The organism is Actinokineospora alba (genome assembly GCF_004362515.1).
GTDB lineage: Bacteria > Actinomycetota > Actinomycetes > Mycobacteriales > Pseudonocardiaceae > Actinokineospora > Actinokineospora alba.
Window position 1 is genome coordinate 6,362,592 of sequence record NZ_SNXU01000001.1, and the last position, 15,934, is coordinate 6,378,525.

A 15,934-nucleotide genomic window follows, 5' to 3' on the forward strand; every position below is an offset into this window, starting at 1 on the left:
GCCTCCGCAGCCTGCCGGGCGCCACCGCGCCTCACCCGTGCCAATGTCCGGCGATGTGGACCGTTCTGGAGCGGCGAAGTTCCGATACCGTCCCCCAAGCGGGCCGTAACACCCGTGATCGGCGCGGACCGCAGCGAGGGCGGGCCACACCGGTCCAATTCAGGCCAGTGGAGCGAAATGGACCGTCTCACCGACGCGGGCGCACTTGTCGAGCTACTCGGTGACTGGACGACCGCGCACGGGCCGCTGTACCGAAAGCTGGCGGGCGCGGTCGCGAAGTGCATCGATGCGGGCGACCTGCGGGCGGGCCAGCGCCTGCCTTCGGAGCGGGACCTGGCCAAGCTGCTCACCGTCAGCCGGGCCACCGTGGTGGCCGCCTACGACGAACTGCGCGGCGGTGGACTGGTCGACAGCCTGCGCGGCAGCGGCACCCGGGTGGCCACCCGGGCCCGGCCGAAGTCCTCCGGGTCCGACGGCCGGGTCCCCGGCGGCCGGGCCACCTCGATCTTCCAGCGGCTCGTCGACGGGCCGGGCGAGATCATCTCGCTGGCCATGGCGGTCGAGCCCGCGGCACCGGAACTGACCGAAGCCATCCGCGACCTGGCGGGCACCGACCTCGACGACCTGATGGCCGACGTCGGCTACCACCCCCGCGGCTACCCACCTCTGCGTGAGGCGGTGGCCGACCACTACGCGGAACTGTGGCTGCCCACGACCCCGGACCAGGTGCTGGTGACCACGGGCGCGCAGCAGGTGATCGGCCTGGTGGCGCAGATGTACCTGCGGCCGGGGTGCACGGTGATCGTCGAGTCACCGAGCTGGCCGGGCTGCCTCGACGTCTTCCGCGCGGCGGGTGCGCGATTGGTGGGCGTCCCGCTCGATGAGGAAGGCATCCGACCCGACCACCTCGCGAAGGCATTCGCCGACGAGAAGCCGGTGCTGGCCTACGTGATGCCGACCTTCCACAACCCCACCGGCGCTTTGATGTCCACCGGCAGACGGCAGCGGGTGGCGGAACTGGCCGCGAAGTTCGACGTACCGGTGTTGGAGGACAACGCCTACACCGGTTTCGTCAGCCGCGACGGCGTGGCGGCGTTGTCCCCCATCGGCGCTTTCGCCCGGGGGAACGCGGAAATCCTCACGGTGGGTTCGATGGCGAAGGCGGTGTGGGGCGGCCTGCGGATCGGATGGGTCCGTGGGCCCAGCGCCATCATCGAGCGGCTGGCCCGGTACAAGGTGCGGGCGGACCTCGGAAGCCCGGTTCTGGACCAGGCACTAACGGCCCGGCTGCTGCCGAAACTGTCGGACATCGCGGCGGCACGTGGGGACATCTTGCGGCAGCGGCTCGATCACCTGCAGAACCTGCTCACCGACCGGCTCCCCAGTTGGCGGTGGCGAACGCCGGATGGGGGCTCGGCGTTGTGGATCGAGCTACCGGACACCTCGGCACAGATCTTCGCCCAGGTGGCGTTACGGCATGGGGTGGAGCTGGTGCCTGGATCGGCGACCGACCCGAGTGGGGGCCATGACAATTACGTGCGGCTGCCGTTCACACTGCCCAGCGATGTGCTGACTGAACTGGTGCATCGACTTGCGCTGGCCTGGAACGATTTGCGCCGGCATGGTCCGGTGGGCGAAGTGCCGGGGCCGATCATCTAGCTGCCGGTTTCGGCTGCCGGGCGTCTGTAACTGCACGGCCGGCTTGAACTGTGCGGCCGACCTAGCGCGGAGGGCGCCTATGGGACCCGTTGCCCCTGCACTTCCCCCTTGCCCCTCGTCCTGGCCGCCTTTAACTCTCGATCATCGGTGTCAAGGGTCAGCTTGCTGATCGCGAAGCGACGGCGCTCGCGCCGCCCTTGACGCCGATGATCGAGAGTTAAACAATCAAGCCAGAGGGGCCCACCCCCGGATTCCCCCGCGCAGAGCACTCCTGCGCTATCACCGCGAGGCGGCACCCGGAGTGTCAGCCGCGAAAGCCCCCTCAGCAAACTTGCTCAAAGCGATCCGATTCGGCAACCCCGTCTTGGTGATCAAGCTGGAAACATGCTTCTCCACCGTCCGCTGCGACAAATGCAGCTGATCAGCGATTTCCCTGTTCCCCAACCGTTTCACCAGCAAGCGCAAAACCTCGTACTCCCGCACCGTCACCCCAGAAGACCGCAAAGCCACCGGTATCTCATCAATCCCACCCCGCCGTTGCGCGATCTTCGCCCCCGACCGGCGCATCAGAGAACGGCAAGCACCGGCAACGGCCGGGACTTCGGCGGTGTGGAAGTACTCCTCAGCGGCACGCAGCCACTCGACGGGTTCGCCCCAGCCGCCCGCCAACGCGGCCTCCCCCACCAAACGGAGACCCAAGTGGCGGGCCATCGCATACGGCTCGCCGATAGCCAGTGCCTCGGCGACGGTGGCCGTTGCTTCAGCGTGACCCGCTTGCCCTTCCAGGACCGCTCGGGCGAACACGGCGAACTGGCGGTCCCACCGAAGCCTGCTCGCCGGGGCGGCCACCACCCGGTCGTAGCGGGTCCAGTCCACTTCGCCGGACAGGGCGCCCAGCAGCAGGTCCAACCCGTACCGGCCGGTGAGCTGGAACATGTTGGGGTTGCTCTCCTCAGCCGCGAGTGAGCTGGCCAGTTCCGTGCGGGCCAAGTCCGGGTTTTCCTCCAGCAGGGCGCAGAAGGCGCGGGCCAGGCCGTGCACCCGGGACGCGTGCTGGGCCTGGTCGCCGCCCCGGTGGTGGAACTCGGCGAGGGCGGTGTCCAGGTCTCGGCGTCGGCCGCGGTGGCCCGCGAGGACCGCGCGGTACAGCAGCATGTACTGGGTGGTCTCCAACAGCTTCAACCGGGTCGTCGCCGCGACCACCTGCTCGATCAGCGTCCCGGCCGCGTCGAAGTCGCCGCGGAGGATGAGTTGTAGGGCGATGTTGACTTCGGCCTGGTAGCGGGCGGTCACCGCGCCGAACCGGGACGCCTGCTCCCGGGCCTGTTCGAGCCGGTCGATGCTGCCGTCGCGCAGGGCGCCGTCGTGGCCGAGGCGGACCAAGGCGTGGGTTTCCCAGATCGGCAGGTTGTGCTGCACGGCAAGGGATCTGCTGCGCTCCAGCAGGGCGGTGGCCTCCTCGGGGTCGCGTGGGCGGGTCAACGCCCCGAGCAGCTGCAACGCCTGGCAGGCCACCGCGGGCAGCGGCACGGCCTCGGCGACCACCGCGGCCCGCCGAGCCATCTCCTCGGCCTTGCGCATCTGCCCCGGCCCCGGCACGTCCATCTCCAGGTGCGCGGCGACGACGTCGATGGGGGCGGTGTCCTCGGCGGCGGCGTCCGGGCCGATCAGCGCCCGGGCGGCGGCCACCTGGTTGAGTCCGTCGGCCACCCGGCCCGCGTGCACAGCGACCCACGCGATGCGCGTGTGCAGCCGCGCCCTGCGCTGCGCCGACAGCCCGGCGCCCACCTGGTCGAGGATGCCGACGACGGCGAGCGCCCGGTCGATCAACCCGGCCTCGGCGAGCGCGTAGAGCTGGGTCTCCAGGGCCGCGGCCCGCGCCGCCGGGTCGTGGGCGAGCAGATCCCATGCCTTGTCCAGCAACGTGACCGCCGACTGGGCCGCACCCTGGGCGAGCGCCCGAGCGCCCGACTCCGCGAACAGCAGGCCCGCGCGGACCGGGTCGCCCGCGTCGACCCGCAGGGCGGCGCACAGCTGGCACCACTCCCCCGGCAGCCCCGGGTACACCCGCTCCACCCCGTCGGCGACCTCATGGGCGAGCCGCGCCCGCTCGCCGGGGCTGAGCAGGGTCAGCAGCGCCTCGACGATGAGCTGGTGCCGGAAGACGTACCAGTCGGGCGTGTGCCCGTCCGGGGCCACCAACTGGGTCGCGAGATCACCGTGCAGATGGCTGAGCAGGTCCCGGTAGTCGAGCCCGGTGACCGCCTGCACCACCGCGGGCGGGAACCGCCTGCCCAGGACCGCCGCGACCGACAGGACGTCGCGGGTGCGCGGGCCGAGCAAGTCGACCCGGGTGGCCATGCTGCGCACGAACGTGGCCGGCAGAGTCGTGTGCAGCTCGTCGGTGACCTGCCACCCGTCGCCGCCCTGGACGAGCAGCCCGCCGTCGATGACTCCGCCGAGCAGTTCCTCGATGCGGAACGGGTTTCCCGCGCTGCCCGCCCACAGCAGGTCCACCGCGGGCTCGGGCACCTCCTCGGCGCGCACACCGAGATTGGAGCCGACGAGCCTGCGCATGTCGGCCCGGTCGAGCCGGTCCAGCTCGATCAGCACGCCCGTGCCGCGCTGCCCGGCCGACCGGGCCAGGTCCAGCGCCGGGCACTGGTCGGCGCGGATCGTGCCCAGCAGCATGGTGGGCTGCCGGTCGAGGTTGTCGATCAGGTACTCGACGACCGCCAGCGTCTCCGCGTCGGCGTCCTGCAGGTCGTCGAGGATCATCAGGCAGCCGCGCTCGTGCCCGGCGAGCCCGGTCAGCCGCAGCACCGCCTCGGCCAGGATCACCAGCGACGCGGACTCGGCCTCGGCGGGCGGGTCGCCCCAGTCCGGGATGAGCCGGGCCAGGATCGGCCGGTACGGACCGAGCGCGGCGACGTCGATCGGGTCGCCGGTGCGCAGCAGCGAAAGCAGCGCCTCGGTCAGCGAGCGGTAGGGAACCATCGGGCCGATGGCGCTGCCGCGGCCGCGCAGCAGCCGCATGTCCGCGGCGAAGCCGAGATCCGCGGCGGCCGCGGCGAGCCGCGACTTGCCGATTCCGCTTTCGCCGACCAGGAACATCGCGCCGCCGCGCCCCCCGCGCGCGGACTTCAGCGCGGACTCGATCGCATCGAGTTCATCGTCTCGCCCGACGATGACTGAAGTCCGATTCACGGGCCGCACAGTACCTATGTCAGTCAAAGGTGGTCTATCGATACGCGGATGGTGGCCCGGGTCTGCGCCCGGTCCGCCATCCGCGTCGGCATTCAGCCCACGACTACTTGGGCTTCTCCGGGCAGCACGTCGTGCTGGTGGGCCACGACGCGAGGTTCGCCGGATCGTCGAAGATGCCGCTGAACCCCACCGCCGTCGCGGCTCCCGCGGTCACCACGAGCCCCGCGAGGGCCGCGGCACGCAGTCCGAAGGACACCGTGGGACGCAGTCTCCGCAGGCCACGGCCAGGCTCGGGTAACGCTTGGCCGTCACCTCCGGCCACGTGATCCTCTGCGGTGAACTCTTGCGACACCACGGATTCAGCTTGTCTGTCGGACACGGGTTTCCTCCCACTGACGGTTTTCCTGACGAGCCGGCCGATCAGGCCGGCCCACATCCTGGTTGGAGCATCAGCACCGACGGCACCCGGTCCACGTGTGCCAGCCGGAGCAGTCCATAGCCGATGCCCGCGGCCCCGGTGAGCAGGCCAGGGGTGAACACACCCCCGGGCGTGCCGCACACCGGCCCGTAGCGGTCGAGCGCGTCGAGCACCAGCCCGGCCCGGCGGCGCATCGCCCGCGCCGCACCTGGTCGGTCGGCGGCGGCCAGCACGGTGAGGGTGTCGACGACGCCCAGCTCTCCGTGACACAAGCTCAGATCGCGCAGCACGGGCCTGCGCGTTACAGGCCGCGGCCTGTCCTCGACCGGCTCGGCGAGCAGGCACCGGGCCACGCATCGGCCCGCTTCCCCCGAATGCCAGCCAGGTTCGGCCGACTGCGGGGCACCGGTGATCGCCTCGCGCGCGGCGCGGGTGGCCCGGCCGTCGGCGTTCGCCCGGCCATAGGTGCCCAGCGCCCAGGCGATTCCGGCGGCGCCGTCGGCGAAGCCGTGGTGTGGGCCCAGATCCCCGTATTCGACGTATTCGGCCAGTTCCTCGGCGCACGACGCGGCGAGCCTGCCCGCCGCGGCACAGCCCGATTCGGTGTGCACGGCGGTCATCGCGGCCAGGCAGCCCGCGCTGCCGGTGGCCCAGTCGGCCGAGCCCGGTGCCCGCGTCGCGGCCGTGGCCAGGTCGACCGCGTGCTCGGCCCACGAGCCGAGCTCGGTGTCGGCGAGGAGGGTGGCCAGGCGGGTCAGGGTGTAGGCGATGCCACCGAAGCCGTGCAGGCCGCCGCAGCCGATCACCGGCACCAGGTCCGGGCGCGCGGCCACGGTGTCGTAGAACGCGGGGATCGCGCCGACGGCACGCGAGGCGACGTCGGCGTAGCGGGAGATCCCGGTCAGGTCGGCGAGTTGGGCGAGGAACAGGGCGACACCGAGGTACCCGTTGGCCATGCTGGCGCCCATGGGCAGCACCAGCCACTGCCGGTCGTCGACCAGTTCCAGGCCCAGCCAGTTGACCCGGTCGCGGTCGCCCATGCTCCGGGCGATGATCTGGTCGCCCAGGGCGCACGCCTCGGCGACGAGCCGCTGCGGGTCGGCCGCGGTGCCCGCCAGCGCCAGCGGCACGACGTCGGCGCCGGGGGCGGCGGGCCTGCGGGTGGCCAGGGTGGCGGAGATGATCCACGCCTGGTCACGGCGGTCGGCTTCGCTGCCCGCCCCGACCTTCTCCAGCGCGCGGCTCAGCCCGGTCCGCTCGATCACCCCGGACACCCGGTGTCCCTCGGAGGTCCAGAGGTCCGCGGAGCCCGGTTTGCCGGTGAAGATCGGGATGTCGCCCGCCCACAGGTCGGCCACCTCGTGCCGGGACAGCCCGCGCCGACCGGGATCACCGGCCGCCTCGGACCACAGCAGGTCCAGCACCCGGTCGCGGTCGAGCGCGTCGCGCAGCAGGTCCGGGTGGGTCGACTCCTCAATCAGGGTCACGTAGCCGCGGGTGGGTCGGGCGATGACGCGCACCTCGACGTCCGCGCAGCTTTCGACCAGGGCCGCGAAGTCCTTGTGGTGGCGCATGACCGCCTCGTAGGCGACGCCGAATCCGTCGAGCAGGGCCGTTTCGTGGTCTTCGGGCGCGAGGTCGCGGCCCGCGAGGCGCGGCCGGTTGTCGGCGCCGCGGAACGGCACGGACCGGGCGATGGGGCGCATCCGGTCGGTGCCGGGGAACTCCCAGTCCATCGCCATGTCCGGCGCGACGGCCCCGCGGTCGCCGCCCATGCCCGAGACGTCGATCGCGCCGTTCTCGCCGACGACGATCACCGGCAGCAGCGACGTGCGGTACACCGAGTCCGACAGCGCGGCGGCGGCCGGGTCCGTCACCGGGATCGGGGTGGCCAGCCTGGGGTGGAACAGGGTCTCCATGTCGACCAGCACCGGCTGGTCACCGCTCGCGATCAGGTTCTCGAAGTGGATGTCGGCCGCGTGCACCAGGTGCAGCAGCGCCAGCAGGGCGCCTTGCCTGCGGTAGAACCGGTCCGCGGCGGCCAGGTCAGGCAGCGGCCCGGTCTCGATGAACTCCAGCCAGCCGTATCCGGGCCGCTCGACGACGTCCACCGTGCGCAGCGCCAGGTCCGGGACGGCGTGGTTGAGCAGGCCGACCAGTTCGCCGAACCGCACGTGCGAGCGCACGTCCCGCGGGCGGTAGACCACCCGGCGGCCGTCGGCGAAGGTGAGGATCGCGACGGACCGGCCGCGCCGGTGCAAGTCTCCGCGCCGGGCCTCCACGCCCACCAGGCGCCCCGGCGACCGGCCGTCGAACAGGCTGGCGACCACCGCGGCCCGGTCGGCGGCCAACCGGGTGAGCAGTTCGGTGTGCGCCTCCACGGCGAAGTCGGCCGCCTGGCCCAACAACCGCGCCAATACAGGGTATTCGGCGAGGAACGCGGCCAGGTTCGCCGGACGGGTCAGGCGCCGCACGTAGTCGGTGAACCGCTGCGCGCCATCCGCGCCGGTCAGCAGGCCCGCGGCGGCGGCGTCGCCCAGGTTCGCCACCAGGGTCGCGGTGGCGGTCTCGACGAGGTCGCGGCTGAGCCGGTCCGCGAAGCCGCGCGCGACCGCGTCGAGGTCGATCTCGGCGAGTCCCCGCACCGACTCGGCCAGTCGGGTGACGGCGTCGGACACCAACGGCCGCAACGGCACCGCGAAAGCGTCCCGCCAGTCCGCCTCGGCCGACAGCTCCCCCACGGGTGCCGAAGCCAGCGCGCGTTCGACGGTCTCGGCCCAAGTCGGCTTGTCCACTCGCGAGGCCAGGCTCACCGGTGGCTCGCAGAGCAGTGCGGCCAGGGCTTTCTCGTGCAGACCGGTCTCGGCCAGGCGCCGCTCGAAGGCCTCGGCGGACCCGTGGACGGCCCGCCACCGGTCCAGCCGCCCGGCTGCCGCGGGCGCGTCGAGCACGCCCGCGTCCACCTCGGTGCCACGCCGTTCGTGCAGCGCGATCCCGGGTGCCCACCAGGCCGGGTCGGGGAATTCGCCGCCGTTGGGCTGTCCGGTCACGCGGTGGACCGTGCCACGGGGCGTACGCGACGTCATGGGTGGAAACTACGCACTTTCGCGATTGACGCGCGCACAGGCGTCGGAACCGTCGGCGGGGCCACGTAAGCGGGGCCGCCGGGCGCAACCCGGCTGCGGCCGAACGGATCACGGCGTAGGCCGATCGCCGATCCACGCGGCCGGGGCCACCTGGGAATTTGGGTACGCACCACCCATGCCACTCGCCGACCGCCGCGCCTACGTTGGGCCTTGCGGGTGATCTTGACCCGGCTCTTTCGCAGCCTTCTCGCAGCATTTCTCGCACCGTCGGCACCAGACGCGGTCCACTCCGATCGACGAGGCCAACCTTGCAAACCTGGTTACCCAGGCCGATTCCGGCCACCGAGGCGCCCGTGCGGCCGACCGACCGGTCGGCGCCGCGGTCGCTGGTCCACCGCTTCCAGGCGCGCGCCGCCCGGCGGCCCGGCGCCACCGCGCTCGTGTGGCGGCACACCGAGGTCGACTACGGCGGCCTGCACAGGCTGGCTCGTGCCGCCTACGCCCGGCTCGACGCGCTCGGCCTGCCGCCGGGCGCGCCGGTCGGTGTGCTCGCGGCGAAGTCGCCCGACGCCATCGCGCTGGTCTTGGCGCTGCTGGCGCAGCGCCGCCCGTTCCTGCTGCCCTCGCCCACCCTGGCGGAGCCGACGCTGCGGGCGCTGTTCGCCCAGGCCGGCTGCGTCGCGGTGCTCTCGACCGAGCAGGGTCGGCCGCTGGTCGACCACGTGATCGCCACCGACGGCGACGGCCCGGAGCTGCCCACCGCGAGCGACCCCGACGAGGTGGGCTTCATGCTCACCACCTCCGGCTCCACCGGCCTGCCCAAGGTGGTCCCGCTGAGCACCGGGGCCACCGCGCGGTTCGCCGACTGGGCGGCCGCGGAGTTCGACATCGGTCCACATCGGACAGTGCTCAGCTACGCGCCGCTGAACTTCGACCTGAGCCTGCTCGACCTCTGGACGACGCTGGCCGCCGGCGGCCGGGTCGTGCTGGCCGAGGCCGACCACTCGACCCGGGGCGCCTATCTGCTCGACCTGCTGGTCGCGCACGAGGTGAACGTGGTGCAGGCGGTGCCGATGTTCTTCCAGCTGCTCGCCGACCACACCCGCACACCGGTGTCCACTGTGGACCACGTGATCGTCACCGGGGATGTGCTGCCCGAGCGCTGTCTGGCGGCCCTGCCCGACCTGTTCCCGAACGCGCGCCTGCACAACCTCTACGGCTGCACCGAGACCAACGACAGCTTCCTGCACGAGATCGACCCCGGCGCGGGGGTGCCGGTGCCGCTGGGCAAGCCGATCAGCGGCGTCGACGCGGTGCTGGTGGACAGCGATGGCGCGGTGATCGACGGGCCGGGCGTGGGTGAACTCCATGTTCGCACGCCGTTCCAGACCGCGGGCTATCTCGATCCCGCGCTCGACGCCGACCGCTTCGGGCCCGGCCCGGGCGGGCGGGCCGGGCGGTACTTCCGCTCCGGCGACCTGGTGCGCAGACACCCCGACGGGCAGCTGACGCTGGAGGGCCGCACCGACTTCCAGGTGAAGGTCCGCGGGGTGCGGATCAACCCGCAGGAGGTGGAGCGCGTGCTCCTGGCGCACCCCGACGTCGCCGAGGCGGCTGTCCTCGCCCTGCCCGACCCGGTCGCGGGCACCGCGCTGCACGCGTTCGTCGGCAGACGGGACCGCTCGCTCAACAGCCTCGCCGTGCGCAAGCACTGCGCCGACCGGCTGCCCCGGCAGGCCATCCCGTCGGCGGTCCATCTGCTCGACACGCCCCTGCCCAGGACCGCGACCGGCAAACCGGACCGCGCTCGGATCACCCGCGACCACGTAGAGAAGGGCACCTGATGAGCAACCTGCAGGAGATCAAGCAATTCGTGCTGGACGAGTTCCTCCCGGACGTGCCCGCCGACGAGCTCGGCGTCACCGAGGACCTGCTCGCGGGCGGCGTGATCGACAGCCTCGGCCTGCTCAAGGTGATCGCCTGGCTGGAGGACCGGTTCGCGGTCCCGATCGACGACGTCGAACTGGCCCCCGACAGCTTCCGCACCATCGAGGCCATCGACGAGTTCATCCGCTGCGCGCTCGCACCGGCCGGGGCGAGCTGACATGTCCGACCTCCTGGTCGAGCTGACCCGACGCGAGCACCCGGTCGACATGGCGACCTGGCGCTCGTTCCTGGACCGCCTGCGCGCACGCAGGCTGACCCGGGGTGAGGCGGCGGCCGTGCTGACGTCGTTGACGACGGCGATGCCCGACGACCTCAGCCTGACCGCGCTGTTCGACGCCCTCGCCGAGCGCCGGACCGCCGACGACGAGTTCCCCGGCGCGGTCAACATCGTCGGCACCGGCGGCGGGCCGCGCACGTTCAACGTCTCCACCGCCGCCGCGATCGTCGCCGCGGCCATGGGTGTGCGCGTGCTCAAGACCGGCTCGCGGGCCTACACCAGCCGGGTCGGCTCGTTCGACCTGCTCGACCGGCTCGGCATCGGCCTGGCCGACTCCGCCGAGCAGGCCGCCGACGCGCTCGACCGGTTCGGCGTGGCGTTCGCGGGCTACTTCGTCTACCCGCCCGAGATCGCCATGCTGGCCAGGGAGGTGCTCCCGCTCGACGTGCGGGTGGTCGGGCGGTTCATCAACACCGTGGGGCCGTTCCTCGCCCAGGTGTCGGTGCCCGCCCAGTTCACCGGAGTCTCCCGGCGGGCTGATCTAACCGCCCTGCGGGCCCTCGCCGTGCGCACCCCGCGGCGGCGGACGTGGCTGTGCGCCAACGAGATCGGCGCCGACGAGGCACTGAGCTTCGCCGACAACGTGATCCACCGCTGCGACCGCGGCGACGTCACCGAGATCGGCCCGGCCACCCTGCCGCTGCACGCCGGGGACCTGCGCGACCTCGCGCCGCCCGCGGACCTCGGCGCGGTCGCCGACCACTTCCGCGGCGTGCTCGCCGGGGACGCGCCGCCCGCCGCGGTGCAGACGGTGTGCCTCAACGCGGCCACCCTCGCCGTCCTCTCCGGCGCCCACGCGACCTGGAACACCGCGTTCGACGCCGCCGAGACCGCGGTCCGCGACGGCGCCGCGACCGACCTGCTCGCCCGGCTGAGCGCGGGCGACCGGACGGCGGTGGCCCATGGCTGACTTCTTCGTCCGGCGCGGCGCGGGCCCAGGGCTGGCGCTGTTCCTCAACGCTGGGGATCCCCCGCTCGACCAACTGCCCGACGTCCTGCGGATGCTCGACGAGTCCGGTGTGGACTGCCTGGAGCTGGCGGTCCCGTTCCCCGACTCGTTCACCGACGGGCCGGTGATCCGGGCCTCGGCCGGGCGGGCACTGGCCCGCGGCGCCGACCTCGACGCCGTGCTCACCGCGGTGCGCGGCACCCGGCCCCGGCTGCGGCGGCTGCGCATCGCGCTGCTCGCCGACTGGAGCCATACGGTGCGCCCCGTCGGCCTGCCGCGCTTCCTCGGCCAGGTGCGGGACGCGGGCGCCGACGGCGTGCTGCTGCACGGCATGCCCGCCGTCCTCAAAGGACGGTACCTCGACGCGGCGACGGCGGCCGCGATGCCGGTGGTCACCACCTGCTACGCCAGTTCGCTGCCGGAGGTGCAGGACGACGCGGCCAAGCTGGCCGGGGCGTACCTCTACCTCGTCGCGCACTACGGCCGCTCCGGAACCGCGGCACCACAAGGGTTCGCACACCTGAACGAGGTCGTGCGCAGGCTGCGTCCGCTCGCGAACGCGCCTATCGCCATCGGGTTCGGCGTCAAGACGCGGGCCGACATCGAAGCCGTCGGCGCCACCGGGGCGGACGCCGCGATCGTCGGCAGCGCGGCCGTCTCGGCGGTCGAACGGGCCGACGCGCACGGACTCGACGTGGTCACCGAACTCGCCGACCTGGTCGCGACTCTGCGCGCACCAGGGGAACCACAGCCCGCGACGGCTGCCATCACGAAAGGAACAGGGCAATGATCGTCCGAAGAATCTCCGACGTGACCACGGTGGAATGGGGCAACGGCTTGAGCCGCCGGTTCCTGCTCGAATCCGATGGCATGGGCTACACCATCACCGACACCCTCGTCCGGGCGGGAACCAAGTCCCGGCTGGAGTACCGGCGCCACCTGGAGGCCTGCTACTGCATCGAGGGCAGCGGCGAGGTCATCGACGCCGACGGCGTCTCGCACGCCATCGAGCCCGGCACGATCTACGCGCTCGACCGCCACGACGCGCACTTCCTCGTCGCCGCACCGGAAACGGACCTGCGGCTGGTGTGCGTGTTCAGCCCGGCGCTGCGCGGCGACGAAGTGCACAATCTCGACTCCGCCGAGTTCTCCCACTACTGATCCGAACAGGCGGCCGAGAACAGTGATCCAGTGGACTCAGGAACAGCGTGACCTGCGCGCCGGGCTCGCGCCGTGGTGTGAGGCGCTCTCGGCCGACCACGTCGAGCGCGACGCCGACGCGGAGTTCCCGTGGGACAAGTGGAAGCTCATCCAGGAGTGCGGAATCCTGCGCCTGCCGTTCGACCCCGAGTGGGGCGGACTGGGGCTGGACCTGCTCACCACGATGTATCTGCTGGAAGGGCTCGGCGCGGGCTGCCGCGACGGCGGGCTGAACTTCTCGGTGTCGACCCACATGGTCAGCGCGGGGGTTCCGCTACAGCGCTTCGGCACCGCCGAGCAGAAGCGGGCGCACCTCACCCGGATCTGCTCCGGCGCGGCGATCGGGGCGCACGCGATCTCCGAGCCGGACAGCGGGTCCGACGCGCTGGCCATGCGCACCTCGGCGGTCCGCGACGGTGACGACTTCGTGCTCAACGGCAGCAAGACCTTCGTGAGCAACGGGCCGATCGCCGGGATGTTCATCGTCTACGCGCGGACACACCCCTTGGGCGGCCCGCTGGGCACGACCGCGTTCCTGGTCGAGCGCGACACACCCGGCTTCACCGTCGGCAAGCCGATCTCGAAGATGGGCCTGCGCACCTCACCGCTGTGCGAGCTGTTCTTCGACGACTGCCGGGTGCCCGCGGCGAACGTCATCGGCAAGCCCGGCGGCGGGTTCCTGGTCCTCAACCACGTCATGAAGTGGGAGGTCCTCTGCTCGTTCGCCATCAACCTCGGCGAGATGGTCCACCGGCTCGAACGCTGCGTGCGGTACGCGAGTGAGCGAGTCCAGTTCGGCCAGCCGATCGGGGCGTACCAAGCCGTGTCGCACCAGATCGTCGAGATGAAGATGGGCGTGGAGACGACCAGGAAGTGGCTCTACGACACCGCTACCCGGCTCACCCGCGGGGAGAACGTCACCGTCGACATGGCCATCACCAAGCTCGTCGCCAGCGAGAGCAACGTCGCCTCGGCGATGGCCGCGGTGCGATTGTTCGGCGGCAACGGCTACATGTCCGAGTACGGCCTGGAGAAGGACCTGCGCAACGCCGTCGCCGGGACCATCTACTCGGGCACCTCGGAGATCCAGCGCAACCGCATCGCGTCGATGATCGGGGTGACCAAGTGATCGGCGCCGGGACATCCGCTGAACTGGCGGCCACCGAGTTCCTCGACCATGAGTCCGTCGAGGTTCGCGAGTTCACCGAGAAGGCGATCGGCAAGTGCGCCGACGACCCGCGCGAGCGGGCCGCCGCGCTGTACCTGGCGGTGCGCGACGGCGTCCGCTACGAGGTGTACGGCGCCGACCTGTCCCGCACCGGCCTGCGCGCCAGCTCGGTGCTGGCCGCGGGATCGGGGATGTGCCTGCACAAGTCGGTGCTCTACGCCGCCGCGCTGCGGGCGGCGGGCGTGCCCAGCAGGCTCGTGCTCACCGACGTGCGCAACCACCTGGCGTCCGACCGGCTGCGCGCACTCGTCGGCGGCGACGTGTTCCGGTTCCACTGCCTGACCAAGGTGGGCCTCGACGGCGGCTGGGTGACCGCGACGCCGGTGTTCAACAAGACGCTGTGCCGGCTGTACGGGATCACGCCGCTGGACTTCGACGGGACCGCCGACAGCATGCACCACCCGTACGACCTGCGCGGCAAGCGCCACATGGAGTTCCTGCACACCCACGGCGACTTCGCCGACCTGCCCTACCGACTCGTGATCGACGGCCTGCGCGCGGCGCACCCCGCGCTGTTCGCCACCCCCGACCGGTTCGCCGACGGCTCCCTCGTCGTCGACGCCACCCCAGCCACCCCAGCCCCCCAGGAGCGTTCCCGATGACCGACCGCATCAAGTACCTGCTCGGCGAAGACGAGATCCCCCGCACCTGGTACAACCTCGCCGCGGACCTGCCGAACCCCGAACCGCTGCTGCACCCCGGAACCGGCGCCCCCATCGTCGTCGACGACCTGACGCCGTTCATCCCGGAAGTCCTGGCCCGCCAGGAACTCAGCCGGGAACGCGAGATCGAGATCCCGGAGCCGGTCCGGCAGATCTACGCGCAGTGGCGGCCGTCGCCGATGTTCCGCGCCCGCAGGCTGGAGCGCGCCCTCGACACCCCCGCCCACATCTACTACAAGTACGAGGGCGGCAGCCCCGCGGGCAGCCACAAGCCGAACACCGCCATCGCGCAGGCCTACTACAACAAGGAAGCGGGCATCAACCGGCTCGCCACCGAGACCGGCGCGGGCCAGTGGGGTTCGTCGCTGTCGCTGGCGGGCGCGATGTTCGACATCGACGTCCAGGTGTTCATGGTGAAGGTCAGCTACCACCAGAAGCCCTACCGCAGGCTGCTGATGGAGACCTACGGCGCGCGCTGCGTGGCCAGCCCGAGCGTGGAGACCGAGGCGGGCCGGGCGATCCTCGCCGAGGACCCGGACTGCTCGGGCAGCCTCGGCATCGCCACGTCGGAGGCGATGGAGATCGCGCTGAACGACCCGGCCACCAACTACGCGGGCGGCAGCGTGCTCAACCACGTGCTGCTGCACCAGAGCGTCATCGGGCAGGAGGCGATCGCCCAGATGACGCTGGCCGACGACTACCCGGACATCGTGATCGGCTGCGCGGGCGGCGGCAGCAACCTGGGCGGGCTCGCGTTCCCGTTCATCGGCGCGAAACTGCGCGGCGGCAAGGACGTCCGGGTGATCGCCGCGGAGCCCGCCGCGTGCCCGACCCTGACCCGCGGCAAGCTCGCCTACGACTTCGGCGACACCGCCGGGATCTCGCCGCTGCTGAAGATGCACACGCTGGGCCGCACGTTCATCCCGCCGTCGTTCCACGCGGGTGGCCTGCGCTACCACGGCATGGCACCCCTGGTGAGCGACGCGCTGATGAACAACCTGATCGAGGCGGAGGCCGTCAAGCAGACCGCCTGCTTCGCCGCGGGCATCCAGTTCGCCCGGGCGGAGGGCATCGTCCCGGCGCCGGAGTCGACCCACGCCATCGAGGTCGCCATCCGGGAAGCCCTGCGCTGCCGCGAGGAGGGCACGGCGAAGACGATCCTGTTCGGCCTGTCCGGCCACGGCCACTTCGACCTGTCCGCCTACGAGGCCCACCTCACCGGCGCCCTGCGCGACGAGGACTGCGACGAGGTGGAGATGGCGCGGGCGCTGGCCGATCTGCCCGGATTCCCGGGCGCCTGA

Annotated in this window: 12 protein-coding genes; 9 read left to right on the forward strand and 3 right to left on the reverse strand. The window is 71.9% G+C overall.

The window, feature by feature from the left end; all coding sequences use genetic code 11:
- Window positions 1-177: 177 nt before the first annotated feature.
- Window positions 178-1,659, forward strand: coding sequence for an aminotransferase-like domain-containing protein (locus tag C8E96_RS28880; protein ID WP_091378065.1), 1,482 nt, complete (start codon window positions 178-180; stop codon window positions 1,657-1,659).
- Window positions 1,660-1,938: 279 nt separating this feature from the next.
- Here C8E96_RS28880 and C8E96_RS28885 read toward each other — a convergent pair whose 3' ends face one another.
- The 3 genes from C8E96_RS28885 to C8E96_RS28890 form a co-directional block, all read right to left on the reverse strand.
- A complete protein-coding gene (locus C8E96_RS28885; RefSeq protein WP_228770017.1) occupies window positions 1,939-4,866 on the reverse strand; it encodes an ATP-binding protein in 2,928 nt (975 codons plus the stop codon).
- 103 nt (window positions 4,867-4,969) lie between these two features.
- Window positions 4,970-5,122, reverse strand: a complete 153-nt coding sequence (locus C8E96_RS33580; protein WP_166658145.1) for a hypothetical protein — start codon at window positions 5,120-5,122, stop codon at window positions 4,970-4,972.
- A gap of 164 nt (window positions 5,123-5,286) precedes the next feature.
- On the reverse strand, window positions 5,287-8,370 hold the full coding sequence (locus C8E96_RS28890; RefSeq protein ID WP_091378058.1) for a type 2 lanthipeptide synthetase LanM family protein: 3,084 nt from the start codon (window positions 8,368-8,370) through the stop codon (window positions 5,287-5,289).
- Between the two features lie 353 nt (window positions 8,371-8,723).
- On the opposite strand from C8E96_RS28890, the gene C8E96_RS28895 reads away from it, so the two are divergent.
- Genes C8E96_RS28895 through C8E96_RS28930 form a run of 8 tightly spaced genes read left to right on the forward strand, consistent with a single transcriptional unit; the run spans window position 8,724 to window position 15,934 of the window.
- On the forward strand, window positions 8,724-10,214 hold the full coding sequence (locus C8E96_RS28895; RefSeq protein WP_228770016.1) for an AMP-binding protein: 1,491 nt from the start codon (window positions 8,724-8,726) through the stop codon (window positions 10,212-10,214).
- Window positions 10,214-10,474 carry an acyl carrier protein gene (locus tag C8E96_RS28900; RefSeq protein WP_091378056.1) on the forward strand — a complete coding sequence of 87 codons (261 nt, stop codon included), beginning with the start codon at window positions 10,214-10,216 and terminating at the stop codon, window positions 10,472-10,474. Before C8E96_RS28895 ends, C8E96_RS28900 begins: the two co-directional genes overlap by 1 nt.
- Window position 10,475: 1 nt before the next feature.
- Entirely contained in the window at window positions 10,476-11,504 is a 1,029-nt protein-coding gene (locus tag C8E96_RS28905) for an anthranilate phosphoribosyltransferase (protein ID WP_091378053.1), read from the forward strand.
- The gene (gene trpA, locus C8E96_RS28910) at window positions 11,497-12,333 is read left to right on the forward strand and encodes a tryptophan synthase subunit alpha (RefSeq protein ID WP_091378050.1); all 837 of its coding nucleotides are present in this window, start codon (window positions 11,497-11,499) and stop codon (window positions 12,331-12,333) included. Before C8E96_RS28905 ends, trpA begins: the two co-directional genes overlap by 8 nt.
- Window positions 12,330-12,704, forward strand: coding sequence for an ectoine synthase (locus C8E96_RS28915; protein ID WP_091378047.1), 375 nt, complete (start codon window positions 12,330-12,332; stop codon window positions 12,702-12,704). The genes trpA and C8E96_RS28915 overlap by 4 nt, the downstream gene beginning before the upstream one ends.
- A 22-nt stretch (window positions 12,705-12,726) precedes the next feature.
- Window positions 12,727-13,872 (forward strand): acyl-CoA dehydrogenase family protein, encoded by a 1,146-nt coding sequence (locus C8E96_RS28920; RefSeq protein ID WP_091378043.1) that lies wholly within the window; start codon window positions 12,727-12,729, stop codon window positions 13,870-13,872.
- Window positions 13,869-14,573 (forward strand): transglutaminase-like domain-containing protein, encoded by a 705-nt coding sequence (locus C8E96_RS28925; protein ID WP_228770015.1) that lies wholly within the window; start codon window positions 13,869-13,871, stop codon window positions 14,571-14,573. The genes C8E96_RS28920 and C8E96_RS28925 overlap by 4 nt, the downstream gene beginning before the upstream one ends.
- Window positions 14,570-15,934: a TrpB-like pyridoxal phosphate-dependent enzyme gene (locus tag C8E96_RS28930; protein ID WP_091378041.1), complete on the forward strand. Its 1,365-nt coding sequence runs from the start codon at window positions 14,570-14,572 to the stop codon at window positions 15,932-15,934. The genes C8E96_RS28925 and C8E96_RS28930 overlap by 4 nt, the downstream gene beginning before the upstream one ends.